The 25,114-nt window shown below is 69.3% G+C and carries 16 protein-coding genes and 1 riboswitch; of the genes, 8 read left to right on the top strand and 8 right to left on the bottom strand.

All coding sequences use genetic code 11. The features are described 5' to 3' along the window. Positions 1–113 precede the first annotated feature (113 nt). Positions 114–2,111 carry a TonB-dependent receptor gene (locus H7U20_RS00410; protein ID WP_199517644.1) on the bottom strand — a complete coding sequence of 666 codons (1,998 nt, stop codon included), beginning with the start codon at positions 2,109–2,111 and terminating at the stop codon, positions 114–116. An 85-nt stretch (positions 2,112–2,196) separates the two neighbouring features. Next, a riboswitch (cobalamin riboswitch) is annotated at positions 2,197–2,430 on the bottom strand. Positions 2,431–2,587: 157 nt separating this feature from the next. On the opposite strand from H7U20_RS00410, the gene H7U20_RS00405 reads away from it, so the two are divergent. Beyond that, entirely contained in the window at positions 2,588–3,403 is an 816-nt protein-coding gene (locus tag H7U20_RS00405) for a DODA-type extradiol aromatic ring-opening family dioxygenase (RefSeq protein ID WP_199517643.1), read from the top strand. 129 nt (positions 3,404–3,532) lie between these two features. Here the strand turns inward: H7U20_RS00405 and ylqF are convergent, their stop codons facing one another. Further along, a complete protein-coding gene (ylqF, locus tag H7U20_RS00400; RefSeq protein WP_199517642.1) occupies positions 3,533–4,480 on the bottom strand; it encodes a ribosome biogenesis GTPase YlqF in 948 nt (315 codons plus the stop codon). 185 nt (positions 4,481–4,665) lie between these two features. Here ylqF and H7U20_RS00395 point away from each other — a divergent pair, with 185 nt between their 5' ends. Continuing rightward, positions 4,666–6,651 carry an OPT family oligopeptide transporter gene (locus H7U20_RS00395; RefSeq protein ID WP_199517641.1) on the top strand — a complete coding sequence of 662 codons (1,986 nt, stop codon included), beginning with the start codon at positions 4,666–4,668 and terminating at the stop codon, positions 6,649–6,651. Positions 6,652–6,820: 169 nt separating this feature from the next. On the opposite strand, the gene H7U20_RS30620 is transcribed toward H7U20_RS00395, so the two are convergent. Both H7U20_RS30620 and H7U20_RS00385 read right to left on the bottom strand, forming a co-directional pair. Then, positions 6,821–8,419, bottom strand: coding sequence for a methyl-accepting chemotaxis protein (locus H7U20_RS30620; protein WP_199517722.1), 1,599 nt, complete (start codon positions 8,417–8,419; stop codon positions 6,821–6,823). 292 nt (positions 8,420–8,711) lie between these two features. Next, on the bottom strand, positions 8,712–9,641 hold the full coding sequence (locus H7U20_RS00385) for a histone deacetylase family protein (protein ID WP_199517640.1): 930 nt from the start codon (positions 9,639–9,641) through the stop codon (positions 8,712–8,714). A gap of 203 nt (positions 9,642–9,844) precedes the next feature. Between H7U20_RS00385 and H7U20_RS00380 the strand changes: the two genes are divergently transcribed. From H7U20_RS00380 to H7U20_RS00360, 5 genes are all read left to right on the top strand, one after another. After that, positions 9,845–10,765, top strand: a complete 921-nt coding sequence (locus tag H7U20_RS00380) for an AAA family ATPase (protein ID WP_199517639.1) — start codon at positions 9,845–9,847, stop codon at positions 10,763–10,765. A gap of 4 nt (positions 10,766–10,769) precedes the next feature. Continuing rightward, positions 10,770–11,765, top strand: coding sequence for a DUF58 domain-containing protein (locus H7U20_RS00375; RefSeq protein ID WP_199517638.1), 996 nt, complete (start codon positions 10,770–10,772; stop codon positions 11,763–11,765). A 95-nt stretch (positions 11,766–11,860) separates the two neighbouring features. Beyond that, a complete protein-coding gene (locus H7U20_RS00370) occupies positions 11,861–13,879 on the top strand; it encodes a transglutaminase TgpA family protein (RefSeq protein ID WP_233410399.1) in 2,019 nt (672 codons plus the stop codon). After that, the gene (mltB, locus tag H7U20_RS00365) at positions 13,876–15,024 is read left to right on the top strand and encodes a lytic murein transglycosylase B (protein ID WP_199517636.1); all 1,149 of its coding nucleotides are present in this window, start codon (positions 13,876–13,878) and stop codon (positions 15,022–15,024) included. The genes H7U20_RS00370 and mltB overlap by 4 nt, the downstream gene beginning before the upstream one ends. 426 nt (positions 15,025–15,450) lie before the next feature. Then, positions 15,451–15,783, top strand: coding sequence for a hypothetical protein (locus H7U20_RS00360; RefSeq protein WP_093386220.1), 333 nt, complete (start codon positions 15,451–15,453; stop codon positions 15,781–15,783). A gap of 69 nt (positions 15,784–15,852) precedes the next feature. Here H7U20_RS00360 and cysM read toward each other — a convergent pair whose 3' ends face one another. Beyond that, positions 15,853–16,755 carry a cysteine synthase CysM gene (cysM, locus tag H7U20_RS00355; protein WP_199517635.1) on the bottom strand — a complete coding sequence of 301 codons (903 nt, stop codon included), beginning with the start codon at positions 16,753–16,755 and terminating at the stop codon, positions 15,853–15,855. 79 nt (positions 16,756–16,834) lie between these two features. Next, a complete protein-coding gene (locus H7U20_RS00350; RefSeq protein WP_199517634.1) occupies positions 16,835–17,383 on the bottom strand; it encodes a GNAT family N-acetyltransferase in 549 nt (182 codons plus the stop codon). 100 nt (positions 17,384–17,483) lie between these two features. On the opposite strand from H7U20_RS00350, the gene H7U20_RS00345 reads away from it, so the two are divergent. Further along, entirely contained in the window at positions 17,484–19,250 is a 1,767-nt protein-coding gene (locus H7U20_RS00345) for an FAD-dependent oxidoreductase (RefSeq protein WP_199517633.1), read from the top strand. Between the two features lie 96 nt (positions 19,251–19,346). On the opposite strand, the gene H7U20_RS00340 is transcribed toward H7U20_RS00345, so the two are convergent. After that, complete coding sequence (locus H7U20_RS00340; protein WP_199517632.1) at positions 19,347–20,081, bottom strand: hypothetical protein; 735 nt, start codon at positions 20,079–20,081, stop codon at positions 19,347–19,349. A gap of 2 nt (positions 20,082–20,083) precedes the next feature. Next, positions 20,084–25,114, bottom strand: a 5,031-nt coding sequence (locus H7U20_RS00335) for an RHS repeat-associated core domain-containing protein (protein ID WP_199517631.1), incomplete at its 5' end; no start/stop codon positions are given.

The raw sequence follows: 25,114 nt of genomic DNA, 5'->3' as shown, positions 1-25,114 counted from the left end.
CCCGCGCCCCCCCCCCCCCCCCCGGCTTTACGCCGCTGGGTTTCGCCGGCGTTCCCGGCGCCTTGACGTCCGACCGGCGCCGGTGCGGCGCGGCCGGACGTGCATCGGCGGACTTAGAAGTCGTAGCGCGCCGAGATCTTCATCTGGCGGCCGGCGCTGGAGTAGATCCCGCCACGGCAGCTGAAGGCTTGCGAGAAGTACTGCTTGTCGCCCAGGTTGAGGGCGGCCAGCGCCAGTTCCCACTGGCCGAACTTGCGGGCATAGCGCGCGTCGAAGGTGGTGTACGACGGCATGCGCGACGAGCAGCTGTTGTCGACGTCGCCGCCGTAACGCTGGCTGTCGACCCACTGCGCGCCGAAATCGGCGCTCTGGCCGTTGGCCGGGGTCCACGACAGGCGGGCGCTGAGCACGTTCTTCGGCACCAGGATCATCTCGCGGCCGGCGTTGACGCCTTCGGTGAAGGTGGCCTGCACGTGCTGGTAATGGCCGCTGACGGTCCAGTCGGCGGCGACCACGGCGCTGGCCGACAGCTCGACGCCCTGGCGCTTGGTCGGGTCGAGGTTGACGTTGGCGCCGAAGGCGCCGGCGGTCGGGTCGTAGAACAGCTCGTTGCGCAGTTTGTGGCGGAACACGGCGGCGGTGACCTTGCGCTCGGCGTTGCCGTAGCTGGCGCCCAGCTCCAGGTCGTGCGAGGTTTGCGCTTGCAGCGGCGTGTTCGCCTTCGGCGTGAACGCGTTCTCGTCGGCGGTGGCGACGCGGTAGCTCTGGCCGGCCTTGGCGTAGGCGGTCAGCAGCGGCAGCACGGCGTAGCTGGCTTGCAGGTCCCAGGCGTTCAGGCCCTGATTGTTGTTGTAGCGGACGGTGCCGATGCCGAGCGCGTCGCTGAAGTCCTTGTCGAACAGCTCGCGGCGCACGCCTGCGGCCAAACGGCCGTCATGGGCGGCGTCGAAGCGGATCTCGTCGCGCAGGTAAATGGCCTTCGAGCGCTGGCTCGCCTCGGCGGCCGACGTCGGGAAGCCGCCGTAAATGCTCTTGGTGTCGCGTTCCCAACGGGTCAGGTCGATACCGGCCACCACCTCGTTGAGCATGCCGCCGACATTGGCCAGCTGGCGCAGGCGCGGCGAGAACTGGGTTTGCTTGCTGTCGTACTGCGCCGTATAGAGGCCACTGCCGCTGCCAGAACTGGACTTGACGGTTTTCTGCCGGTGCGACAGTTCCGCCGCCAGGTCGAAGCCGGCGACGCGCTGACTGATAAACGCGGTGACGCGGTCGCTATCGAGCGAGCCGAAATCGTCCGGCGAACTGGTCTGGCGCGGGTTGGCCAGATACTCGCTCAAAGTCTTGATCGAACCGGCGAAGCGCGAATCCTGGCGCAGGCTGTCGAGGCGCACGCCCATGCGGCCGGCGGCGGTGAACCATTGCGCGCCGCCGCTGAAGTTGGTCTGCTTGTAGTCGTTGTTGTCGCGGTAGTTGTCGGTCTGCTGGGTGCCCAGCGTGGCGTCGAGGGCGAAACCGTCCCAGGCGCGGGCGATCGAGCCGCGCGCTTCGCGCTGGCCCAGCTGGCCCACCTCGGTGTAGACGCTGCCGCTGCCGCTCTTGCTGGTCGGCCGCTTGGTGACGATGTTGATGATGCCGCCGGTGGCGCCGTCGCCGTACAGCACGGAGCTGCCGCCACGGGTGATCTCGATGCGCTCGACGGTGTCGATGGCGACCGTGGTCAGCACCGCGTTGAGCAGTTCGTTCTCGGACAGGCGCACGCCGTCCAGCACCACCACCATGTTCTGGCTGCTGTTGCTGCCGAAGCCGCGCAGGTCCAGGCTGAAGTCCGGGCTGCCGTCCAGGCTCTGGCGGCCGTACACGCCGCCGATCTTGCGGATCGCCGAGTTGACGTCGTTGATGCCGGCGCGGCGGATCTCGTCGGCGCTGATGACGGTGGCGCCGATCGGGGCGAAGGCCGGGTCGCTGGCGAAGCGGGCGCCGGTGATGACGATGGGGGCCAGCGTCTGCGCGGCGACGCTTTGCGCCACGGCGGGAGCGGCGGCGAAGCACAGTGCGACGGCGGCGGCCAATGGCAGGAACGCCGGCAGGCGGCGGGAGGCGGAGAAGGTCATGAAGGATCGTTTTCGAAAAAGGCATCCGCCTGCGTCCCCGCAAGCCGGAATGGAACGGAAGGCGCCGCCGCGGACTGCTCCGCGCGGCGCTCCCACCTGTCTGGCCGGTATCCGGGCTGGCAAGTCGGACCGTCTCACCTTCCTATGCGCTGGCATAGTGGTCGTCGAGACAGCCTGCCGCCCGTTTGTGCGGGGCGGCGCTTGCGTTACCGTTGCGGGGGCAGCACACCTTGGCCGATCTCGCTGGGAGCGGCCTTGCGTTTCCCGTTTAACTGCGCACGTGGTCACATGCGCGGGCACCAAAACGCCGGCATTATACCGCCGCGAGCGCTTGCGGCATGACGGATTTCGGCAACAGGCGTTGGGGCCGCCACCGAGAATAATTCATAAAAGCTGAATGATGCATATAGTTTTGGCCAATTGATCCACATCTATTGAATGGCTATGATGCCTGCATCACCTCACGGAGCGCCATCATGTCCAACACCCTACTTCCCACCTATTTCCTGTCCCACGGCGGCGGCCCCTGGCCGTTCATGAAAGAGCAGGTCGGCAGCACCTACGACCTACTGGAGGCCTCGCTGCGCGACATTCCGCGCCAGCTCGGCGTGACGCCGAAGGCCGTGCTGGTGGTCACCGCGCACTGGGAGGGCCGCGACTTCCTGCTCTCGGCCGGCGCCAGGCCGCCGATGATCTACGATTATTCCGGCTTCCCGCCGCACACCTACCAGATCCATTACGACGCGCCCGGCGCGCCGGAGTTGGCGGCGCGGGTCAAGGCCCTGCTCGACGGCGCCGACCTGCCGGCCCAGCTGGACCACGAGCGCGGCTTCGACCACGGCACCTTCAGCGCGATGTATCCGGTGTATCCGCAGGCCGGCGTGCCGATCGTGCAGCTGTCGCTCAAGCACGGGCTCGATCCGCTGACCCACCTGCGCGCCGGCCGCGCGCTGGCCGGCCTGCGCGGCGAGGGTGTGCTGATCGTCGGCAGCGGTTTGAGCTTCCATAATCTGCGCGCCTTCAACGCCAGCGGCGCGGCGGCCTCGCACGCCTTCGACCAATGGCTGCGCGAGAGCATGGCGCTGCCGCCGGAGCAGCGCACGGCGCGATTGATGGAATGGGAGAAGGCGCCGGCCGCGCGCGTGGCGCATCCGCGCGAGGAGCATCTGTTACCGCTGATGGTGGCGCTGGGCGCGGCCGAGCAGGAGACGGCGACGCTGGCCTATCACGAGGACAGGTTCGTCGGCGCGCTGGCGGTGTCGAGCTTCCGCTTTGGCGCGGCGCAGCTGTGAGGCGGGGACTGCCAAGTTAAGGTAAGGCGCCGGCGGCTTCAAAACCACCCAGAGGCGGAGAGCGGGGGTCAGACCCGGCGGGTCTGACCCCAGTTTTCGCCTGTGGGGTTGTTTGGCGCCTGTGGAGTACTAGCTGCCGCGCTTGCCGTTGGCGGCGGCGCGCGCCTTCTCGGCCGCCAGGATGGCGGCCTTCTCGGCCTTGACGGCCATTTCGGCGGCGTGCTCGGCCAGCAGGGCCTGGCGCGTCTCCGGCGTCTCCAGCGAGATGCGGCCGAGGATGCCGCTGCGGTAATCGCCGAGGAAGGTGTGCGAGGCCTTCTCGAAATCCAGATCGCCGCCCTTCTGGCGGAAGCCGCGCCGCGCCGCCACGCCTTCGACCACGGCGATGCCGTCCATCCCCTCGGTCTTGAAACCGTAGCGCGTCGCCAGCAAGGCCGGATAGCGCTGCAACAGCACGTCGGCCAGGAACACCGCGACCTCTTCTTCGATCAGCGCGTTGGCGCCGATGGCGTGGCTGGCGGCCAGCATCAGGCCGTCGCTCGGCAGGGCGATCTTCGGCCACAGCATGCCGGGCGTGTCGACCAGGATGGTGTTCTTGCCCAGGTAGAGCTTCTGCTGCTGCTTGGTGACGGCCGGCTCGTCGCCCACCTTGGCGACGCGCTTCTTCAGCAGCGCATTCATCAGGGTCGACTTGCCGACGTTGGGAATCCCCATGATCATGATGCGCAGCGGCTTGGTCGGCACGCCACGGTGCGGCGCCAGCGACTTGGCCAGGTCGGGAATGCGCGCCACCTCGGCCGGCTTCTTGGTCGTCATGGCATAAGCGGTCACGCCTTCCTGGGCGTTGTAGTAGGCCACCCAGGCCGCCGTGGCGGCCGGATCGGCCAGGTCGATCTTGTTGAGGATCTTCAGGCAGGGCCGCTGGCGGAACAGGCGCAGCTCCTCCACCATCGGGTTGCAGCTGGCCTCGGGCAGCCGGGCGTCGACCACCTCGATCACCAGATCGGTGTTCTCCATCTGCTCCGCCGCCTTCTTTTTGGCGGCGTTCATATGCCCCGGATACCATTGAATTGCCATGCTATTGCCTTCAAAATCGTTCTATCAATCCGCTATTTTACCTGCTGCCCCTTGCGGCAACCAGATTTGCCGCCGGCCGGCCCTATTTCACCAGTATAGATTTGGCGCAGACTCGGATATGATGGGGCACTTTTTTTTCAAATAGTGACATTTTTATTAACCTTCCACCATCCGGAGTGTTGAAGATGAGACAAGTCGCAGCATCGACGCCCAAGGAGATCACCGTACGCGGGATCATCCTGGGCGTCCTCATTACCCTGGTCTTTACCGCCGCGCAGGTCTATCTGGGCCTGAAGGTCGGCCTGACCTTCGCCACCTCGATCCCGGCGGCGGTGATCTCGATGGCCCTGTTGAGCGCCTTCAAGGACGCCACCATCCAGGAAAACAACATCGTCCAGACCATCGCCTCGGCGGCCGGCACGCTGGCCTCGGTGATCTTCGTGCTGCCCGGCCTGATCATGATCGGCTGGTGGGCCAACGTGCCGTTCTGGCCCACCTTCGGCTGCTGCGCCATCGGCGGCGTGCTCGGAGTGATGTACACCATGCCGCTGCGCCGCGCGCTGGTGTCGCAGTCCGACCTGCCCTACCCGGAGGGCGTCGCCGCCGCCGAGGTGCTGAAGGTCGGCATGGCCTCGCGCAACGGCGCGGCCGAAGGCAAGGCCGGCCTGCTGGCCCTGATCTGGGGCAGCCTGGCCTCGGCCCTGTTCGCCGCCGGCAGCGCCGTCAAGGTGATGGCCGGTGAAGTGGCGATCTACTTCAAGACCGGCGCCGGCGCCACCGGCATCGGCGCATCGAGCTCGCTGGCCCTGCTCGGCGCCGGCCACCTGATGGGCATCACCGTCGGCATCGCCATGCTGGCCGGCCTGCTGATCGCCTGGGGCGTGCTGGTGCCGTTGATGACGGCGCTGCATCCGGCGCCGCTGCTGTCGGCCGCCGACCAGGCGCTGTCGGTGTGGAAGACCGACGTGCGCATGATGGGCGCCGGCACCATCGGCGCGGCCGCGCTGGTGACCCTGGCCGGCCTGGCCAAGCCGGTCATCGGCGGCCTCAAGTCGGCGCTGGAGTCGGCCCGTCTGGCCAAGGCCAACAAGGGCGTGGCGCTGCCGCGCACCGAGCAGGACCTGCCGCTGTTCATCGTCGGCCTGGTCACCATGATCTCGATGGTGCCGGCCGGCTGGCTGCTGGCCAGCTTCCTGCAGGGCACCGTGCTGGCCGACCTGGCCTGGCCGCTGGTGGCCGTCGGCATCGGCTACATCATCATCGCCGGCATGTTCGCCGCCGCCGTCTGCGGCTACATGGCCGGCCTGATCGGCTCGTCGAACTCGCCGGTGTCCGGCATCGCCATCCTGACCATCCTCGGCGCCGCGCTCAGTGTCGGCATGGTCGGACGCCACGTCATGGGTCCCGAGGTGGCGCATGCGTTGGTCGCCTTCGCCCTGTTCGTCACCACCGTGGTGCTGGCGGTGGCGGTGATCGGCAACGACAACCTGCAGGATCTGAAGACCGGCCAGCTGGTCGACGCCACGCCGTGGAAGCAGCAGGTCGCCCTGCTGGTCGGCGTGTTCGCCGGTTCGGCCGTGGTGCCGCCGGTGCTGGACCTGCTGAACCACGCCAACGGCTTCGCCGGCGCGGCCAACGTCGGCGTCATCTCGTCGACGCCGCTGGCGGCACCGCAGGCGGCGCTGATCTCCACGCTGGCCAAGGGCGTCATCGGCGGCGACCTGCCGTGGCACCTGCTGGGCTATGGCGCCGCGCTGGGCCTGGCGCTGGTGCTGGTCAACTTCCTGCTCAAGAAATTCAGCAACGACAAGTACAGCCTGCCGCCGTTGGGCGTCGGCCTGGCCATCTACCTGCCCAGCGCCGTCACCGCGCCGGTGGTGGTGGGCGCCGTCGCCGGCTACCTGTTCGAGCGCGCCATGGAACGCCGCGCCAGCGGCGAGACGGCCAAGCGTTTGGGCGTGCTGATCATGTCCGGCTTCATCGTCGGCGAGAGCTTGTTCAACGTCGCGCTGGCCGGACTGATCGTCCTGTCCGGCGACGGCGAGCCGCTGGCCATCGCCAACAGCATGAGCGAGGCGCAGACCATGATCGTCGCGCTGATCGTCGGCATCGTCGTCGTCGCCGGGCTGTATTCGTGGTCGGCCAAGAGCGCGCGCGAGTGCGCCGCATAAGGCAAGTGGACTGAGATGAAAGAGAGCCGCGGGCGACCGCGGCTCTTTTTTTATGCGGGTACAGTTTCCACGTTGCGGTGCCGCCGGCCTTGAAAACCACCCAGAAGCGGAGGCCGGGGTCAGACCCGCAGGGTCTGACCCCAGACCCACGCCTGTGGGTTTGACCACGCTACCATAGCAGCGCGCGGCCTAGGCGGCGCGGCGCGGCTTGCGGCCGGCCGGCCGGCTCCAGGCGGAACACGCTGACGGCGCGCGTCAAGCCCTTGGCCTGCTCCAGCAGCGCGGCCGAGGCGGCCGCCGCCTGCTCCACCAGCGCGGCGTTTTGCTGGGTCACGCCGTCCATCTCGATGATCGCCCGGTTGATCTGCTCGATGCCGGCGCTCTGTTCCTGGCCCGCCGTGCTGATCTCGTCGATGACGGCGCTGACGCTGTCGATGCTGCTGACGATCTGCCGCATCGTCGCGCCGGCCTTCTCCACCTGGGCGTTGCCGGCGTCGGCCTGGCGCACCGAGTCGTCGATCAGGGTCTTGATCTCCTTGGCCGCCGCCGCGCTGCGCTGGGCCAGCGTGCGCACCTCGGTGGCCACCACGGCGAAGCCGCGCCCCTGCTCGCCGGCCCGCGCCGCCTCCACCGCCGCGTTCAAGGCCAGAATATTCGTCTGGAAGGCGATGCCGTCGATGACGCCGATGATGTCGACGATCTTGCGCGCCGAGGCGTTGATGGTGGCCATCGTGTCGACCACTTGTCCGACCGCCGCGCCGCCCTCCTTGGTCACTTCCAGCGCGCCGCGGGCCAGCGCGCTGGCGCGGTTGGCGTGGTCGGCGTTGTTGCGCACGGCGACGGTCAGCTGCTCCATCGACGAGGCGGTTTCCTCCAGCGAGCCGGCCTGCCGCTCGGTGCGCGCCGACAGGTCGGCGTTGCCGCTGGCGATCTGGCCGGCGGCGCTGGCGATGCTCTCGCTGCCGCCGCGCACCCGGCCGACGATGTCGACCAGGCCGGCGTTCATGTCCTGCAAGGCCAGCAGCAATTGGCCGGTCTCGTCGCCGCCGCCGGCCTCGATGCGGCTCGACAGGTCGCCGTCGGCGACGCTGCGGGCCACCTCGATCGCCGCGCGCAGCGGCGCGGTGATCGAACGGGTGATCCACCAGGCCAGCGCGCCGCCGAACAGCAGCGCCAGCACGCCGAAGCCCAGCATCAGGCGACGCGCCGAGCCGATGTCGCCGCGCACCTCGACGCCGCCGGCGTTGACCAGTTGACGCTGCAACAGCGCCATCTCGTGCACGCTGCCTTGCAGGCGGTCGAGCGCCGGCAGGGTTTCGTCGAGCATGCGGGCGCGCGCGGCGTCGCGCCGCTGATCGGCCAGTTCCCGCTCGACCTGGCCGAACGAGGCGACGTAGTTGCGCCGCTCCTGTTTGAAGCGCTGCAGCAGCAGCTTGGCCTGCTCCTTGTAGAGCAGCCGTTCGAGCGTGGCGACGGCGCCGTTGATGGCCAGCTTGTTGGCCTCGATGTCGGCGTGGATCCGCTTGACTTGGAGCGGCTCGGTTTGCAGGAACAGCTCCAGCGTGCGGCGCGCGTTGGCGCGGGTGCCGCTGCTGATCTCGTTGAGCGCCTCGGCCTTGACCCAGTCCTTCTCGATCATCCGGTCGCTGGCCGCGCCGATGCTGTCCAGCCGCAGCAGGGCGAAGGCGATCAGCGCCGCCGTCAGCAGCAAGACCAGGCCGAAGCCGGCGCCCAGACGCCGTCCGATAGTCCAATTCCCGATGTTCATCATGCTTCCTCAGTATGTGTGCCGCGGGCGCGGCCGAGTGCGGCGGGCGGGCGGCCGCGCCGGAGGGGCGTCATGCGGCGGGCCTGGCCACGCCGACGGTCTCCCGGCCGGCAAGACAAAACGAGGATGAAAAAAAGGCCTTGTCCGAGTGGGGGCGGCGGGGATGACGTTGCCCTACGCAAACATGATAGCGATATCAAATGGCCGCTGACATATCCACGAGGGACTATTGCGGGCGCGCGAAGGCCCAGGCGGACTAGTCACAAGGAACTAGTCGGCGCCGCCGCGCCGGCTACAGCTCGGCCAGCGCCTTGACATGGGCCACCACGCTGCGGCCCAGCGCCGACAGGTTGTAGCCGCCCTCCAGGCAGCTGACGATGCGGCCCTTGGCGTACAGCCTGGCCACCGCCATCACCTGCTCGGTGAGCCAGACGTAGTCGGCTTCGACCAGGCCCATGCCGCCGATGTCGTCCTCGCGGTGGGCGTCGAAGCCGGCCGAGATGAAGATCATCTGCGGCTGGAAGGCGTGCAGCGCCGGCAGCCAGTGCTCGGCCACCAGTTGCCGCACCACGTCGCCCTTCGAGTGGGCCGGCACCGGCACGTTGACGCGGTTGGCGGTGTAGGGCTGGGGCGGCGTGTAGGGATAAAACGGATGCTGGAAGAAGCTGACCATCAGCGCGCGCGGCTCGGCGGCGAAGGCCTCCTCGGTGCCGTTGCCGTGGTGGACGTCGAAGTCGACGATGGCGATGCGCTGCAGGCCACGGACCTCGAGCGCGTGCTTGGCGGCGACGGCGACGTTGTTGAACATGCAGAAGCCCATCGGCTCGCTCGGCCGGGCGTGGTGGCCGGGCGGGCGGACCGAGCAGAAGGCGTTGTCGATCTCGCCGTCGATGACCGCGTCGGTGGCCGCCACGGCGGCGCCGGCGGCGCGCTGCGCGGCCAGCCAGCTGTAGGCGTTGAGCGAGGTGTCGCCGTCGATCGGGTAGTCGTCGGCGCCGACGGCGGGCACGTTGTCGCGCACGATGGCGATGGCGTTGCGGCTGTGGTTGCGCTCCAGGTCGGCCATGGCCACCAGCGGCGCCTGGCGGTGCTCCAGCAGGTCGTTGATCTGCGCCCGCATCAACTGGTCGGAGATGGCCTGCAGGCGGGCCGGCGACTCGGGGTGCCAGTCGCCCATCTGGTGGCGCAGGCAGTCGGGATGGGTGTAAATTGCTGTGGTCATGGTATTGGTTTCTGCCGCCGCGATCATTGGGTATCCGCTGCGCGCGTTCTCGCATAGAATCCCTAGACCGGTAACTAGTATTGTTCAAAACTGCCGATGGCGCTAATCTACCACGCCGGCGCGTTTCCCCGCTGCGCCGGCGCCCGATTGGCCCCGTTGTCGGCGCCAACCAATCAACCAACCAGCCCAGGGCCGCCCACTCGATGTACTCCAAACTCCACGCCGTGGCCCGCCAGGTCGGCCAGATCATCGTCGGCAAGGACCTGCAGATACGCCAGGCGCTGACCTGCCTGCTGGCCGGCGGCCACCTGCTGATCGAAGACGTGCCCGGCGTCGGCAAGACCACGCTGGCGCACGCGCTGGCCGTCTCGTTGGGGCTGCGCTTCAACCGCATCCAGTTCACCAGCGATTTGCTGCCGGCCGACGTGGCCGGCATCTCGATCTACGAGCGCGAAAAGAACGGCTTCGTGTTCCACCCCGGGCCGATCTTCACCCAGGTGCTGCTGGCCGACGAGATCAACCGCGCCACGCCGAAAACCCAGTCCGGCCTGCTGGAGGCGATGGAGGAGCGCCAGGTCAGCGCCGACGGCGTCACGCGGCCGCTGCCGCAACCCTTCTTCGTCATCGCCACGCAGAACCCGACCCACCAGATCGGCACCTTCCCGCTGCCCGAGTCGCAGCTCGACCGTTTTTTGATGTGCCTGTCGCTGGGCTACCCGGACGCCGCCGCCGAGCGCGCCCTGCTGATGGGCGAGGACCGCCGCGTGCTGCTCAAGGCGCTGCCGGCGGCGATGACGGCCGACGAGCTGGGCGCCGCCCAGCAGGCGCTGCGGCAGATCCACTGCGCGCCGGCGCTGATCGACTACGTGCAGGCCCTGGCCCAGGCCTCGCGGCAGAACGGCGCCTTCGCCGAGGGCATGAGCCCGCGCGCGGCGATCGCCCTGCTGCAGGCGGCGCGCGCCTGGGCCGCGCTGGAGGGGCGCGACCACGTCCTGCCGGAGGATGTGCAGGCGGTGCTGGTGCCGGTCTGCGCGCACCGCCTGCGCCCGCTCAAGTCGGCCCACGGCGCGGCGCTGGCCAGCCGCGACCTGGTGCTGCAGTTGCAGGCCTCGGTGCCGCTGTAGGCGTATGTTCGCGCGGCTGCGACAACTTGTCAGGAACGGCGCCGACCGCTGGCTGTTCCAGCTCAGCACACCCGAGGCGGGCGAGGTGCCGCTGACGATGCGCCGCGTCTTCATCCTGCCCAGCGGCCCCGGCCTGGCCTTCGGCGCCCTGCTGCTGGTGATGTTCGTCGGCGCCGTCAACTACAACCTCGGCCTGGGCCACGCGCTGACCTTCCTGGCCGGCAGTTGCGCCGTCGCCGACATGATCATGACCGCCCGCAACCTGGCCCTGCTGCGCCTGTCGCCCGGCCACGCCGCGCCGGTGTTCGCCGGCGAGGAGGCGCAGTTCGAGCTGCGCCTGCACAACCGCACGCGGCGCGACCGCTACGCCGTCTGGCTCGACGTGCACGGCGCCGCCGCGCCGCGCCAGGCGGTCGACGTGGCGGCCGGCGCCGAGGCCAACGTGCTGCTGTCGGCGCCGACCACGCGGCGCGGCTGGCAGCATGCGCCGCGCCTGCAACTGAGCACGCGCTTTCCGCTCGGCCTGTTCCGCGCCTGGAGCTACTGGCATCCGGCGCTGCGCGTGCTGGTCTACCCCTACCCCGAGCGGGACGCGCCGCCGCTGCCGACCCAGGGCGCGGCCAGCGAGGACGGCCACGGCCAGGTCGGGCTGGACAATTTCGCCGGCATCCGCCCCTACCAGCCGGGCGATCCGATGCGCCACCTGGCCTGGCGCCAGATCGCCCGCCACGACCCGGCGCAGGGCGGCCAGCTGGTCAGCAAACAATTCGACGGCGGCGCGGTGGCCGAACTGCGCCTCGACTTCGAGCAACTGCCGGTCCGGCTGGATCTGGAGCTGCGCCTGGCGCGCCTGACCAGCTGGGTGCTGCTGGCCGAGCGGCGCGCCCTGCCCTACTCGCTGCGCCTGCACGGCCGCACCTTGGGGCCGGCGCTGGGCCAGGCGCACCGCGCCGCCTGCCTGCGCGCGCTGGCCCTGTACGGACTGGAGGACGGCGAATGAGGCGCCCGCCGGACGGCGACGCCGCGCGGCCGGGCGAACCCAATGGCGCGAACTGGGGTCGGACCCGCGAGGGGTCCCACCCCGGCCTTCCGCCCTTGGGTGGTGTCCAGCGCCGCTGGCCGCGCCCGCTCCGGCATCTGCCGCGCGACAAGGCCGACACCCTGCTGCTGCTGGCCGCCGCCGTGCTGGTGCTGCTGCCGCACTTCGGCCACCTGCCGCTGTGGACCAGCGCCACCGTCTGCGCCACGCTGCTGTGGCGCGCCGCACTGACCCTGCGCGGCCGCCGCCTGCCGCCGCTCTGGCTGCTGCTGCCGGTGTCGCTGCTGGCCATGGCCGGCGTCCACCGCACCTACCACACGCTGCTCGGGCGCGACGCCGGCGTCGCCATGCTGGCGCTGCTGCTGGCCTTCAAGCTGCTGGAGATGCGCGCCCGGCGCGACCTGTTCGTGGTGGTCTTCCTCTGCCTGTTCCTATTGCTGACCAACTTCTTCTACACGCAGACGGCGCTGACCGGGGCCACCATGCTGCTCACCGTGCTGCTGCTGCTGACCGCCCAACTGTCCTTCCAGTTCACCGGCGCGGTGCCGCCGCTGCGCCGCCGGGTCGGCTTGGCGGCGCGCATCATCGCCGTCGCCGTGCCGCCGGCGCTGCTGCTGTTCCTGATGTTCCCGCGCATCCAGGGGCCGCTGTGGGGCCTGCCGGGCGATGCCCACGGCGCCCGCAGCGGCATGTCCGACACCATGTCGCCCGGCGCCGTGTCCACGCTGGCGCAATCCGACGACGTCGCCTTCCGCGTCCGCTTCGACGCGCCGGCGCCGGCGCAACGCCTGCTGTACTGGCGCGGCCTGGTGCTGGGCGACTACGACGGCCGCAGTTGGCGCCGCCTGCCGCGCCTGCGCGGCGTGCTGCGCCCGGAGATCCAGGTCGCCGCGCGCGGCCGGCCGCTGCGGCACCAGGTGACGATGGAGGCCAGCGGCCAACGCTGGCTGTTCCTGCTCGAAATGAGCGACCCCGAGCTGCAACTGGCCGACTACCGCCTGGGCAGCTCGGACGAGCTCGAACTGTATACGCAGAGCCCGATCGAGCAGCGCCTGCGCTACACCACGCGGGCCTGGCTGGACTTCACCGTCCAGGGCGACGCCCGGCCGGCGCAGCTGGAGCGCTGGCTGCAACTGCCGGCCGGCTACAACCCGCGCGCCCTGGGCTTGGCGGCGCAACTGCGCCGCGCCAGCCCGGCCGAGTCGGTGCAGGCGGTGCTGCAGATGTTCCGCGAGGAAAAATTCATCTACACGCTGAACCCGCCGCTGCTGGGCCGCGACGCCGTCGACGGCTTCCTGTTCGACAGCCGCGCCGGCTTCTGCGAACACTACGCCGGCGCCTTCGTCGTGCTGCTGCGCGCCATGGGCGTGCCGGCCCGCGTCGTCACCGGCTACCAGGGCGGCGAGCGCAACCCGCTCGACGACTACCTGACCGTGCGCCAGTCCGACGCCCACGCCTGGGCCGAGGTGTGGCTGGCCGGCGCCGGCTGGCGCCGCGTCGACCCGACCGCCGCCGTGGCGCCGGAACGGGTCGAACACGGCCTGGCGCGGGCGCTGCCGCCGCCCGCCCGGTTCAGCCTGGCCGGCCTGGGCCAACTGATGAGCCTGGGGGGAGACGCCCCCGCTTGGCTGCAACAACTGCGATTTAGCATGAGCGCGATGAATAATGCTTGGAATCAATGGGTCCTGGATTACAATCCAGAAAGGCAGCGGAGTTTCCTCGAAGAACTAGCCGGCGCTGTCGGCAACGCCCGCGCCGGCGCCGCGCTGGCCTTGTGCGCCGCGCTGCTGTGGTGCTTGCGCCGCTGGCGCGGCCGGCTCCGGCCGGAACCGCTGGCGGCGCTGTACGAGGAGTTTTGCCGGCGCCAGGCGCGCCACGGCTTCGTCCGTGGCGCCGCCGAGGGACCGCAGGACTATCTGGCGCGCCTGCAGGCGATGGCCGCCAGCGAGGAGAAACACGCTGCCATGCGCAGTTTTCTGAATTTGTATGGCGCGCTGCGGTACGGGCGCGCCACACCCGATGAGCGAACGGCGTCGCTGAAGACGCTGAACAACCTGTTACCTTTATGCCGATGACTTCCTTACTGCGCCACCTGCCCCTCCGCCCCCGCCACCTGCTGGCCCTGTTGCTGGCGGCCGCCCCGTTCAGCCAGGCGCTGGCGATCGACCAGTACGGCTACAAGCTGCCGCCCAGCAAACAGGGCAAGGCCAAGGCCAAGCAGAAAAAAGGCCCGCCGCCGATCGACTACAACGGCGAGTTCGTCAACTTCGGCCAATGGAAGGAAGTGCGCCTGTTCATCGACGGCATGGTCGAAAAGCACGGTTTCCAGCGCGCCGAAGTGGAGGCGCTGATGGGCCAGGTGCGCTTCGTCGAATCGGCGGTGCAGCTGATCAAGCCGGCGCCGCCGGGCAAGCCGAAGAACTGGCAGGCGTATAGCAAGCAATTCATCGAGCCGGTGCGCATCGACGCCGGCGTCAAATTCTGGAACGAGAACCGCGACGCGCTGACCCGCGCCCAGGAACTGTACGGCGTGCCGGCCGAGATCCTGGTCGGCATCATCGGCGTCGAGACCGTCTACGGCCGCAACACCGGCCGCTTCCGCGTGCTCGACGCGCTGACCACCCTGGCCTTCTCCTATCCGGAGGCGCCGTCGCGCGCCGAGCGCATGGCCTTCTTCCGCGGCGAGCTGGAGGCGACCCTGCTGTTCGCCCGGCAGAACGGCGTCGACCCGCTGGCGCTGCGCGGCTCCTACGCCGGCGCCGTCGGCATGCCGCAGTTCATGCCCAGCAGCATCATGAAATACGCCGTCGACTTCGACGGCGACGGCCGCATCGACCTGCTCAACTCGACCAACGACGCCATCGGCAGCGTCGCCGCCTTCCTCGTCGCGCACGGCTGGCAGCGCGCCACGCCGGGGCCGCTGGTGATCGCCGCCAACGTCTCGCCCAGCCGCAGCTGGGAACCGCTGCTGGAGCGCGGCCTGAGCGCGAATTTCCTCGCGCCGGACTTGCTGGCGGCGGGCGTCAACACCACCTCAGCCTTGCCGGCCGACGTGCGCTATGGCCTGGTGGACTTGCAGAACGGCGCCGAGGCGACCGAATATTGGCTGGCGACCAACAACTTCTTCGCCATCACGCAGTACAACCGCAGCTACTTCTACGCGATGTCGGTGGTGGAGCTGGGGCGGGCGGTCAAGTTGTCGCGCGGCGGCGACATGTAAGGAAGCGTAAAGGGTCTTGCCGGTTAAAGTTGCAGGCGGTATCGTTTACTTTACTATTAGCAACATAGTCGCTATGCTGAAAAGAAACTCATTTCATGCAGCAACTTTAACGAAATTATCTTATAATTAACTTTACGGATTCGATAAAACACTTGCGCCCCGCAGCTTAACACAGCAAACCGTGTATAATTCTCACACAATGTTGCATAAGGACAACGGCCGCGCACACTCAGGACATTTTTTTATTGCTTATGAGTATTAGATTGCGTGCTGTTGTACAATTGTGTATATATTATGAAACTTGTTATCCCGGAATCCGTCCGTGTGTGAATTCGTTCCTTGGTGAAGGATGAACATTAACGCAGCAGCGAGCTCCGAGTGTTTTTTACTTTGCAGGACAACTTTACAGAAGGAACAAACGAAATCATGACAAACCAAGTCGGCATTGATATGAACAACGAGTCGGATGGCGATGATCTGTTGCAGTACAACCCTAACCGGTTGTTGGACACGCTGATCGAAAACCTGCGCCTGAAAAACGATGCCGCGCTGTCGCGCGCATTGGAAGTGGCGCCGCCGGTCATCAGCAAGATCCGCCACCACCGCCTGCCGGTCGGCGCTTCGCTGCTGATCCGCATGCACGAGGTCAGCGACCTGAGCATCCGCGACCTGCGCTACTTGATGGGCGACCGCCGCAACAAGTTCCGCATCAGCGACAAGCAGTTCAAACCGAAAGAAGGCGAACCAGGCCAGGGTTGATCCCGTCCGGTTGCCAGACTCTGGCACTCCCTCCCCTCGCCAGGGGAGAGGGAAGCAAGCTTGTGACTGTCAGGCCGGGAACACCCCGGTCGACAGATAGCGGTCACCGCGATCGCAGACGATGAACACGATCGTCGCGTTTTCCACTGTTTGCGAGATACGCAGCGCGATCTCGCAGGCACCCGCCGCAGAAATGCCGCAGAAAATCCCCTCCTCAGCGGCCATGCGTCGCGCCATTTGCTCGGCCGCCGCCTGCGTCACGTATTCGATCTGGTCGACCCGCGCCTTGTCGTAGATTTTCGGCAGGTAGGCCTCCGGCCATTTGCGGATGCCGGGAATCTGCGAGCCCTCCTCCGGCTGCGCGCCGACGATCTGCACGGCCGGATTGCGCTCCTTCAAATATTGCGACACGCCCATGATGGTGCCGGTGGTGCCCATCGCCGAGACGAAATGGGTGACGCGGCCTTCGGTGTCGCGCCAGATCTCCGGGCCGGTGCCCTCGTAGTGGGCGCGCGAGTTGTCGAAGTTGCCGAACTGGTCGAGGATGATGCCCTTGCCGTCCTTTTGCAACTGCTCGGCCATGTCGCGCGCGTACTCCATGCCGCCGGTGCGCGGCGTGAGCATGATCTGCGCACCGTAGGCGGCCATGCTCTGGCGCCGCTCGACGCTCAGGTTTTCCGGCATCAACAGCAGCATCTTGTAGCCGCGCAAGGCCGCCGCCATCGCCAGGGCGATGCCGGTGTTGCCGCTGGTGGCCTCGATCAAGGTGTCGCCCGGCTTGATGTCGCCGCGCTCCTCGGCCCGCTTGAGCATCGACATGGCGGCGCGGTCCTTGACCGAGCCGGCCGGGTTGTCGCCCTCCATCTTGCCGAGGATGATGTTGTTGCGCGCCGCCGCGTCGGCGCCCGGCAGGCGTGTCAGCCGCACCAGCGGCGTGTTGCCGATCGTGTCTTCCAGAGTCTTGTAGGCCATCTTCGTGTTTTCTTCCGAATTCTGCAAAACGACTATTTTAATCCCAGACGGGGCGCGGCGTGCGGCCGAGGCCGCCGGCTCAGCGCGGCAGGCGGAAATGCATGAAGCAATACGCCAGCTGTTCGCCGTCGACGCGGAACATGTCGGCGATCTCGCCGCTCTGCACGAAGCCGCAGCGCAGGTACAGGCGGCGCGCCGCCAGGTTGACCGACAACACCTCCAGGTCGACCCAGTCCAGTCCCGGCTGGGCGCCGGCCCAGGCCAGCGCCGCCTCGACCAGGCTGTGCCCCAGGCCCAGGCGGCGGAAGGCGCGGTGCACGCCCATGCCCAGCAAGGCGCGGTGGCTGGCGGCGCCGTCCGGCCGGGCGCGCAGGTCGACATGGCCCTGGATGCCGTTGGCGCCGGTGGCGATCCAGGCGCGGCGCCAGCCGGGCTGGCCGAGCGGCAGCGCCAGCGCGGCGCGGAAGGCCGCCTCCTTGTCCGGCGCGAAGCGCGATTGGCCGCGCGGCATCGGCTGGAACAGCGGCGCGCCGGCGCTGCCGTTGTCCTGCAGATGCTCGTTCAGGTAGTCGAAGAAAGTGTCGAGGTCGGCGGCGCCGACGGGCCGAATGGCAGAGTGCGCGGACATGCGAAACCGTGTAAAAGGTGGAGCGACGATTGTAGCAGCAAGGTGCTGCCGCTTACGCTAGACTGCCTATATCTTTGCAACCTTACACTTCGGACCAAACATGGCCACATCCCCAATCGAATTCATCCCCGACGCCAGCCAGGACGACGCCGTCCCCAGCACCACGCTCGACATCGAGGCGCGCCGCCACCAGATCTTTCCCGTGCTGGGCAGCGCCGAGATCAAGCGCATGCACCGCTTCGGCCAGGTGCGCCGGTTCGCCGACGGCGAAGCCATCCTCGAAGCCGGCCGCACCGCCTTCGGCCTGGTGGTGGTGCTGTCCGGCCGCATCGCGGTGAACCGTTTCGACGGCCTGGGCAACACTTGGCCGGTGGTCGAGCACGGCCCCGGCCAGTTCGGCGGCGAAGTGGCCCAGTTGTCGGGCCGGCCGGCGCTGGCCAACGCCAACGCCGTCGGCCCGGTCGAGCTGCTGGTGATCAGCTCCGAGTCGCTGCGCGCCCTGGTCATCGCCGAGGCCGAACTGGGCGAGCGCATCGTCCGCGCGCTGATCCTGCGCCGCGTCGGCCTGCTCGAAACCAACTCGGGCGGTCCGGTCATCGTCGGCCCGCGCGGCCACGGCCGCATCCACCACCTGCAAAGCTTCCTGGCCGCCAACGGCCACCCGCACACCGTGCTCGACCCGCAAACCGACAGCCAGGCGGCCGACCTGCTGGCGCTGTACCAGCCCAGCGCCGACGAGCTGCCGCTGGTGGTCTGCCCGGACGGCGTGGTCAAGAAGAACCCCTCGCTGGCCGAGATGGGCCGCTGCCTCGGCATGCTGCCCGAGCTGAGCGAGGACAAGGTGTGGGACGTGATCGTCGTCGGCGCCGGCCCGGCCGGCCTGGCCACCGCCGTCTACGCCGCCTCCGAGGGCCTGTCGGTGCTGGCGCTGGAAACCCGCGCCTACGGCGGCCAGGCCGCCGCCAGCGCGCGCATCGAGAACTACCTGGGCTTCCCCACCGGCGTCTCCGGCCGCGCGCTGGCCGGCCGCGCCTTCGTCCAGGCGCAAAAATTCGGCGTCGAGATCGCCATCCCGGCGCCGGCCGCGCGGCTGATCTGCGACACCTACCCGCTGCAGGTGGAAATGTGCGGCAGCGGCACCCGGCTCAAGGCGCGCAGCGTGGTGCTGTCCTGCGGCGCGCGCTACCGCCGCCCCTCGCTGGCCAACCTGAAGCAGTTCGAGGGACGCGGCGTGTACTACTGGGCCTCGCCGATCGAGGCCAAGCTGTGCAAGACCGAGGAGATCATCCTGGTCGGCGGCGGCAACTCGGCCGGCCAGGCGGCGGTCTTCCTCGCCGGCCACGCCGCCAAGGTGCACATGGTGATCCGTGGCGCAGGGCTGGCCGCCACCATGTCGAGCTACCTGATCGAGCGCATCGCCGCCACCCCCAACATCGTGCTGCACACCCACAGCGAGATCGTCGCGCTGGAGGGCGACGAGGACGGCCTCAAACAGGTGCGCTGGCGCGACCGCCAGACCGGCAACGAAGAGAACTGCGACGTCTGCCGCGTCTTCCTGTTCATCGGCGCCGACCCCAACACCGGCTGGCTGGGCGACTGCGGCGTCGACGTCGACGACAAGGGCTTCATCCGCACCGGCTTCGACGTCACCAAGGCGCAGTGCCACGCCAACTTCGCCCACGGCGTCTACCCGCCCGACCTGCCGGCCCGCGCCGCGCTGGAGACCAGCGTGCCGGGCGTGTTCGCCATCGGCGACGTGCGCGCCAACTCGACCAAGCGGGTCGCGGCGGCGGTCGGCGAAGGCGCCGCCGTGGTGTCGCAGATCCACGCCTTCCTGGCCAACCTGCCGGCCGAACAGCGCGGCTGAGTGGCGCAACCGCGCCGCGCGGCGCCCAGCGCGGCGCGCGGCTCGGCTCGGCTCGGCTCGGCGCACGGCATACGACACCGGCACCGGCACCGGCGATTAACCGCCGCCGCCCAGCTTGGCGCCGTTGAAGGCCGACGGCTTGCCGAGAAAACTCTGCGCCTTCACGCTGCGGCCCAGCTCGAAAATCCGCGCCTGCCTAGTGACGGCCAGCTCACTCCAACTGCCCCCGTGGTCACTCGAAAACGCCTGGGCGACATAGGCCACCTCACCGTGGTCGTTGAGCAGGGGCTGCTCGTACACCAGGCGCGCGCCGTCGGGCAGCAACAAGGCGTAGCGGAAGGCCGGCGCCAGCTTCAACTCGTCCAGCCGTTGGCGCAGCGCCGGCGCCTGCTCGTCCGGCGCGCCCGACAGTTGGAGGCGCTCCGGCAGCAGCGCCAGGTCGAACCAACTGCCGTCCGGCTTGAGGTAGCTCGACTTGACCAGCGCCACCCCCTTGAGCATGCCGACGTTGCCGCAGGCGTCGACGTAAGCCTCGCGATAGGAACCGACATGGCGCACCGACAGCGGCACCGCGCCGATGACCGCGCCGCTCCGGCTGTGGAACTGCACCGTGTAGGGTTCCTGGTTGACCCGTTCGGCGACGTGGCCGGACGGCGCCAACCGGGCCGTCGGCGAGTACAGATATTTGGCGCGCAGGACGAACTTGGCGCCGTCGGCCACGCCGCACTCCAGCACGTCCTCCTTGGCGATGGAGTAGCGCTCCGCCGCCAGAGAATCGAGCGCGCCGGCCGCCGACACGGCGAGCAGCAAACCCAGCATGTGTTTTTTCATCGCTAATCCTTGTTGTCGAAATCGGTGTATTTCACGCCGTTGCTCTTGAGCGTGGCGGCGTTCATCTTGAACACGTCCGTCAAGCCCTTCGCGGCGATGGCGTTGTACAAGCGCTTGATCTCGTTTTCCGTCGCCTGCACCGCCAACTCCATCGCCAACTGGTGGTGGTTGGTGATCTCGCTGCTGACATAGATGGTGTCATCGGGATGCAGGCAGCTCGAATCGCTGGACGAACAATACGACTTTTTCACCTTGCCTTCGGCGAACCAGGTGCTGCCGTAGGCGCCGGCCGGATTGGTGACGCTGCCCAGCTGCGCCCTCGGCTCGTATTTCACCAGATCCCAAGTGTACATTTTTTGGTTGGCGAAGGCGCGCAGCTGCTCGGGCGTGAAGGCTTTTTCGCCCGCCGTCGGCGCGCTCGCGTCCTTGTTCCAATAGCCGTGGGTGGTCTTGTCGCGGTCGCACTCGATGTCGCCCATCGTCGAGGTGACGCCGCAGCCGGTCGGCAGCCCGGTCTTCAGGTTCACCGTGCCGGTGAAGAAGCGCCGCACGTCGAAGCGGGAGAAGGCCTCGTCCCACGGCGTGGTCTGCTCCAGGCCGACCGGCACATAGCCGATCTCCCAGACGTCGACATAGCCGCGTTCCGGTTTGCCGTAGCGGCGGTCCGGCCTGACCGTCGCGTCGCCCTCCGCGATCTTGCCGAGATAGTTGCAGACCTCGCCGCCCCGGTCCTGCGCGTCGACCCAGTTCGAGTGGGCGTAGAAGTCGGCCAGCGTGTGGCTGTTCTGGCCGAAACCGCTCAGGATGGTGGAGATGTTCTTGCCGCCGAAGGCCGAGGTGACCTTGTCGTAGTTGGCCCGGTTGGCGTTCAACTGGGCCAGCGACTCGGCCAGCCAGTCCGACGTGCCGCCGCCGGCCGCCGTGTAGCCGCGCAGCAGGGTGCGGCAAGCCTTGTCCTGGCACATCGGGCCGTCGTTCGGATTGTCGAAGTGGTTCTTGCCGTTGAACTGGCCGCCGCCGTAGGTGCCGCCCAGCTTGGCCGGCATCGCGTCCGAATGGTAGTTGTGGCGCACGATCATGTCGACGATGTCCTGCGAGAAGCGGCTCTCGCCGACATCCCTGGCGTAGCGGGCGAAGGCGATGTGGACGATGTCCATGTGGCCGCCGTCGGAGAACTGCAAGGACTTCGACAGGTCCTTCGACCAGAAGAAGGTCTCGTCGATCTTGAACAGGCCCAGGGGATCGGTCGCCGTCAGCGGATTGCCGCCGACGTAGGCGTAGCCGTCCTCACCGCCGGCCAGGCCGATCGGGTCCGGCGTCAGATAGCGCCCGCCGCGCGGATCGTAGTAGCGGTGGATGTTGTAGAACAGCCCGCTCTCGGCGTCGGCGTACTGGCCGGCCATGCGCAGATTCATCGACGGGCCGCCGGCCGAGGCGCCGGCCGGCGCGGGGTTGCCGAAAGCGTTGCCGAAGGCGTCGAAGCGGCCGCGCCAGACCACTTGCCGGCGCTCGTCGGTCAGCGCCAGCGGCAGGCCACGCTGGTCGGCGTGGATGGCATACAGGCGCCGCGTCTGGCCGCCGCCGTCGGCCTCCATCATGGCCACCGGATGGATGCCGGCGTACAGATACTGGACGGTCAGGCGGCCGTCGCCGTCGGCCTCGCCGACCAGCTGGCGCGCGCTGTCGTACAGGTAGTAGGTGGTGCTGGCGCCAACGGTCTTGGCGATGCGGTTGCCCAGCGCGTCGTAGCGGTAGCGCGCCACCTGCCTGCCGCCCTGCTCCACGCCGATCAGGCGGTGCGCCTCGTCGTACTGGTAGCGCTGCGCGCCGTGGCCGAGCTGGCGGCCGAAGGCGTCGCGCGGCACAGGGCCGGCCTCGGCCTCGCCGCCGGCCGCCGCATCGGCATCGGCGTTGCGGCCGCTGTCGGCCCTGGCGCCGGCGTTGGCGACGGTGGCCATGGCGGCGCCGGGCCGGCGCCGGCCCAGCGGATCGTAGGCGTAGGTGCGGGCCGGCAGCGCGGCGCCGCCAGCGCCGCCGGCGCCCAGCGCGACCTGGCGGAAGCCGGCCGTGCCGGGCCGCTCGGCGAGCAGTCGGCCCATGGCGTCGTAGCGGTAGTTGCGCGTCTGCCCGTTGCGGCTGGCGGCGACGACGTTGCCGGCGCCGTCGTACAGGTAGCGCAGCGACTCGATGGGCGCGGCGCCGTCGGCGCCGATGTCGACGCCGGCCAGGCGGCCGGCCGCGTCGTAGCGGTTGCTGCTGGCGATGCCGTTGCCGGTGCGCAGGCTCTCGATGCCGCCGAACGGCCGCCAGACGACGTCGGCCAACACCGCCTGCGCGCCGGCGTCGTCGGGCAGCAGGCGGCGCAGGCGTTCGGCGACGGCCGGCGCGGCGCGGCCCAGCCAGGCCAGCCAGTCGGCCTCGCGCAGCACGGCGCGCGCCTTGCCGTCGACCGCGTCGTAGCGGTAGCGCAGGCGCTGGCCGTCGGCCAGGTAGCGCTCGCGCAGGCGGCCGCTGGCGTCGTCGTAGACGTAGCGTTCGGTGAAGCTGATCGGCGCCAGGCCGGCGCCGCCCTGGCGCAAGGTCTGGCGGTGCTCGACGATCTGGCCGAAGGCGTCGCGCACGTAGGCGTGGCCGCTGCCGCAGCCGTCCAGGCCCTGCAACAGGTCGCCCTCGTAGCGCAGCGTCTCGCCGCAGCCGCCCAGCAGGCGGCGCAGCAGGCGGCCGTTGACGCCGAACTCGCGCCGCTCGACAAGCTGCTGGCGGCCGTCGGTTCCGCTCTGCCGCTTGTCGATCGCCAGCGCGTCGTGGCGGTAGCGCAGCACGCCCTCGTCCGGCGCGGCCTCCAGCACGATGCGGGCGAAGTCGTCGCGCAGCACGCTGTGCGGGCGGTGCGCGGCGTCGACCAGCAGCATCGCGCCACGGTCGAGCGCCAGCCGGCGCGTGCTGTTGTCGGCGGCCAGCAGCTCGGCGCCGCCGGCGGCGTCGGCGACGCCGACCGTGGCCGCGCCGTTGCCGTCGATGGCGACGTCCTGGCCGGCGATCGGGCCGGCGCCGCGCGCGCCGCTCAGGCCGAGCGGGCTCAAACGGGCACGCAGGCGGTTCTGCTCGTCCCACAGGTTGAGCATGCCGTTCAGCACGCGGCCGCCGGCGTCCTCGGTCAGCACGGCGAGCAGCCGGCCCTCGCTGTCGAAGCGGCTGGCGATGCGGTTGCCCTTGGCGTCGAGCAGGCCGCGCGGCCGGCCGGCGCCGTCGTACTCGGCGCGCAGCGTCACGCCGTCCGGGCCGGTCAGCGCCAGCAGGCGGCCGGCCGGGTCGTAGACGAAGCGGCTGCTCCGGCTCAGCTGGCGTGGCGGCGCGGCGACGAAGGCGGCGCGCTGCACCAGCGTCAGCGGCTGGCCGGCGGCGTTGTAGACCACCTCGCTGTCGAGCCGGCGCACGCCGTCGCTGTTGCGCAGCGTGGTCGGGCGCAGCGCGGCGTCCAGCGCCACCACCTCGCTGACGATGCCGCCCGGCGCCGTGGTGCGCAGCACGTAACTGCCGCTGGCGTCGTAGACATACTCGGTGACGTCGGAATCGGCCGGGCTGTTGGCCGGGCCGTTGGGCAGCGGCCCGTCGCTGCGCGCCAGCACGCTGCGGCCGTTGACCAGCCGGTAGTCGTAGCGCGTGGTGCGCGTGATGGCCTGCGGCGCCGCGCCGTCGACGGCCGGCGTCCAGCCGCTCTCGGTCACGCTGAGCGGCTGGCCGAACGCGTTGTGGACCACCCGGCTGGAGGCCTCGCGGCCGGCCACCACGCTGGGGCGGGCCACCAGGCTGGGCAGCGTGGCGGCGGCACCGGCGTACTCGTAGCGCTGGCGCCACCGCAGCGGCCCGGCCTTGCCCTGGCGGTAGTCGACCTGGCTGAGCAGCAGCGGCCGGCCGTAGTGGTCCAGCGTGCTGAGCACGCCCTGCAGCGGGACGCCGTCGGCGTCGAGGCGGCTGGTCTCGATCAGCCGGCCCCGGCTGTCGTAGCGGTAGCGTTGGTTGACCGGGCCGCACAACGCGCAGCCGGCGCCGCGCACCTCAAGCATCCGGTAGTCGTCGTTGCGCGTGGTGTAGCGGTAGACGGTGCGCCGGCCCAGGCTGTCGGTCAGCGTGGTCTGGCCGGGCCGGTCGAAGCGCAGGCTGACCTTGTCGGCGTCGTCGACGTGGCTCGACAGCACGGCGCGGCCGTCGGCCTGGTAGCCGAAGGTGGCGTAACGCTGGCGGCTCGGCTTGCCGTCGGCGCCGGCGCCGTCGATGCTGATGCCGGTCAGCAGGGTCGGATGCGCCGCGTCCTCGTAATGGTAGCGGCGGCCGGCGCCGGCCGCCGGATAGCCGACCCGGGCCAGGTTGGCCAGCAGGTGCAACTGGTCGATGTCGGCGCCCTTCAGCACGGCGTTGCCGTACTCGAAGGTGTAGCGGCCGACCGGGCTGTCGATGCTCTGCACGCCACGGTAGCGGTCGGCGCGGGCGGCACCGGCCCGGTCCAGGTAATTCAGCCGCAGGCTGCGGCCCTGCGGATCGGTGACGCGCACCAGCAGGCCCTTGGCGTCGTACAGCAGGCTGACGATTTCGCCGGTGGCCGCCTTGATCTGCATCAGTTTGCCGCGCTCGTCGAAGCTGAGCTCGCGGCCGTCGATCCAGCGCCACAGGTATTGCGGGCCGCGCCGGCCGGCCGTGACGACGATGCGGCCGTCGCCCGGATTGGCGGTGGCGGCCAGGCCGGGTTCGACCAGGTCGCGGCCGAACGACAACACGGCGCCGTCGGCCTGGTGCAGTTCGAGCGCGCCGACGGCGACCACCAGGCGGGTCTCGTAGGACAGCCGCCAGCCGCGTCCGACCGGCCCCGGCACCGTGCCGGCGCCGCTCTGCGCGCTGTTGTAGTGGCGCACGATCTCCAGGCCCAGCACGCCGGGCAGCGCCGGCATGTCCTCCTCGCGCTGGTACTTGTTGCCGGTCATGACGTTGATCGGATTGCCGGCGCCGGCGTCGACGCCGGTGGCGGCCGCCCCGCT

This window comes from Rugamonas violacea (genome assembly GCF_016461825.1).
Classification (GTDB): Bacteria; Pseudomonadota; Gammaproteobacteria; order Burkholderiales; family Burkholderiaceae_D; genus Rugamonas.
The sequence above is the reverse complement of the archived record's forward strand: the minus strand, read 5'-3'. Positions and strand labels throughout refer to the sequence as shown.

Excerpts from the sequence above, each read along its gene's own strand:
- ylqF (WP_199517642.1), bottom strand. The coding sequence starts at position 4,480 with ATGGCAATTCAATGGTATCCGGGGCATATGAACGCCGCCAAAAAGAAG.
- mltB (WP_199517636.1), top strand. The coding sequence starts at position 13,876 with ATGACTTCCTTACTGCGCCACCTGCCCCTCCGCCCCCGCCACCTGCTG.
- H7U20_RS00350 (WP_199517634.1), bottom strand. The coding sequence starts at position 17,383 with ATGTCCGCGCACTCTGCCATTCGGCCCGTCGGCGCCGCCGACCTCGAC.
- cysM (WP_199517635.1), bottom strand. The coding sequence starts at position 16,755 with ATGGCCTACAAGACTCTGGAAGACACGATCGGCAACACGCCGCTGGTG.
- H7U20_RS00380 (WP_199517639.1), top strand. The coding sequence starts at position 9,845 with ATGTACTCCAAACTCCACGCCGTGGCCCGCCAGGTCGGCCAGATCATC.
- H7U20_RS00385 (WP_199517640.1), bottom strand. The coding sequence starts at position 9,641 with ATGACCACAGCAATTTACACCCATCCCGACTGCCTGCGCCACCAGATG.
- H7U20_RS00340 (WP_199517632.1), bottom strand. The coding sequence starts at position 20,081 with ATGAAAAAACACATGCTGGGTTTGCTGCTCGCCGTGTCGGCGGCCGGC.
- H7U20_RS00345 (WP_199517633.1), top strand. The coding sequence starts at position 17,484 with ATGGCCACATCCCCAATCGAATTCATCCCCGACGCCAGCCAGGACGAC.
- H7U20_RS00410 (WP_199517644.1), bottom strand. The coding sequence starts at position 2,111 with ATGACCTTCTCCGCCTCCCGCCGCCTGCCGGCGTTCCTGCCATTGGCC.
- H7U20_RS00395 (WP_199517641.1), top strand. The coding sequence starts at position 4,666 with ATGAGACAAGTCGCAGCATCGACGCCCAAGGAGATCACCGTACGCGGG.
- H7U20_RS30620 (WP_199517722.1), bottom strand. The coding sequence starts at position 8,419 with ATGAACATCGGGAATTGGACTATCGGACGGCGTCTGGGCGCCGGCTTC.
- H7U20_RS00375 (WP_199517638.1), top strand. The coding sequence starts at position 10,770 with ATGTTCGCGCGGCTGCGACAACTTGTCAGGAACGGCGCCGACCGCTGG.
- H7U20_RS00405 (WP_199517643.1), top strand. The coding sequence starts at position 2,588 with ATGTCCAACACCCTACTTCCCACCTATTTCCTGTCCCACGGCGGCGGC.
- H7U20_RS00360 (WP_093386220.1), top strand. The coding sequence starts at position 15,451 with ATGACAAACCAAGTCGGCATTGATATGAACAACGAGTCGGATGGCGAT.